We start from the raw sequence: 1,432 nt of genomic DNA on the forward strand, positions 1-1,432 counted from the left end.
CGCCAGGCAGTCAAAGTCTTGCGCTCGGTCTCGGCACGTTACGGCCTCGCCATCGAGCTGAAGGAGGCGCTCATAGGCGGATGCGCGTATGAAGCCGAAGGCCATCCCCTGCCCCCGGAGACGCTCGCCCTCGCGCGAGAAGCCGACGCGATTTTGTTCGGTGCGGAGGGCGGGTTTCAATACGAGACGCTTCCGCGCGGGCTTCGGCCTGGCGATGCGCTGCTGACATTGCGCCGCGAACTCGACCTGTTCGCCAACTACCGGCCGGTGGTCGCGTGGAGCGAGCTCGCCGACACGACAATCTTCAAACCCGAGATCGTCGAAGGTGTCGATTTCGTGATCCTGCGCGAGCTCACCAGCGATCTCTATTTTGGAGAGCCACGCGGGATCGAGAGGACCGCCGACGGCACCCGACGCGGCATCAATACCATGAGCTACACCGAGGCCGAGATACGAAGGATCGCCCATGCCGGCTTCCGCGCGGCTCGGTCTCGCCGCGGGAAACTCTGTTCAGTCGACAAGGCCAATGTGCTCGAGACGATGGAATTGTGGCGTGAGATCGTCAACGAGGTGGGCACCGATTATCCGGACGTCGAGCTGAGCCACCTTTACATCGACGCCGCTGCGATGGCGCTCTTGCGCACCCCGAAGGCCTTTGACGTTATCGTCACAGCCAATCTCTTCGGCGATATCCTGTCCGACGAAGCATCGATGCTGGTCGGATCCATCGGAATGCTGCCTTCAGCATCGCTGAACGCCGACAACAAGGGCCTGTTCGAGCCGGTACACGGCTGCGCGCCGGATATCGCCGGCAAGGACATCGCCAATCCACTTGCCGCGGTACTCTCCGTGGCGATGATGCTCCGCCTGAGCCTTGGCCGCGAGGATGCAGCTTCCGCTATAGAGAGCGCGGTGAGGAAAGTCATTGCCGAGGGCCATGGCACCCGCGACATTGCCAAGCCAGGCAAAGAGCCGATCGGCACTGAGGAGATGGGAGACAAAATTGTCCAGGCGCTTGCCGCTTAGAACGGCGGCCGAGACGGATTCAGACTACGCGCTTAAAGCTCTTTTTGTTGGGCCGGGGCAATTCCGGGAATGATAGGATCCGGACCGGAGTTGCCCTGCCAACGCTATGGAAGCCGCGCGGAATAGCGAGGGCAAACACCGGTCTTCGCAGCCCTTGCAGCCAAACCTGCGCCCCGGAGCAATATTGCTTCCGCCACTACTTTGAACGGCCGGTTTCGCGCTTCCATGCCTCGAATTCCACCCGGCTCTCCGGCGTCCCCGGGAAGAGTCCGAAAATTGAGCGTCCCTCCGCAACCTTTGCAGCCGCGAACTCCTCATAGCTCGTCATCTCGAAGGCCTCGGCGGCGGCATCCTCGACGATCTCCTTCGGGATTACCACGACACCCTCGCTGTCCCCAACGACGAT

The 1,432-nt window shown here is 61.9% G+C and carries 1 protein-coding gene and 1 pseudogene; one reads left to right on the plus strand and one right to left on the minus strand.

Annotated elements, in window-relative coordinates; all coding sequences use genetic code 11:
- Positions 1–1,026, plus strand: a 1,026-nt coding sequence (gene leuB, locus EN742_RS34935) for a 3-isopropylmalate dehydrogenase (RefSeq protein WP_128333880.1), incomplete at its 5' end; no start/stop codon positions are given.
- Positions 1,027–1,222: 196 nt separating this feature from the next.
- Here the strand turns inward: leuB and EN742_RS38445 are convergent.
- Positions 1,223–1,432 (minus strand): annotated as a pseudogene (locus tag EN742_RS38445) (ribonuclease activity regulator RraA); the annotation flags it as partial.

The organism is Mesorhizobium sp. M4A.F.Ca.ET.020.02.1.1 (genome assembly GCF_004022645.1).
Classification (GTDB): Bacteria; Pseudomonadota; Alphaproteobacteria; order Rhizobiales; family Rhizobiaceae; genus Mesorhizobium.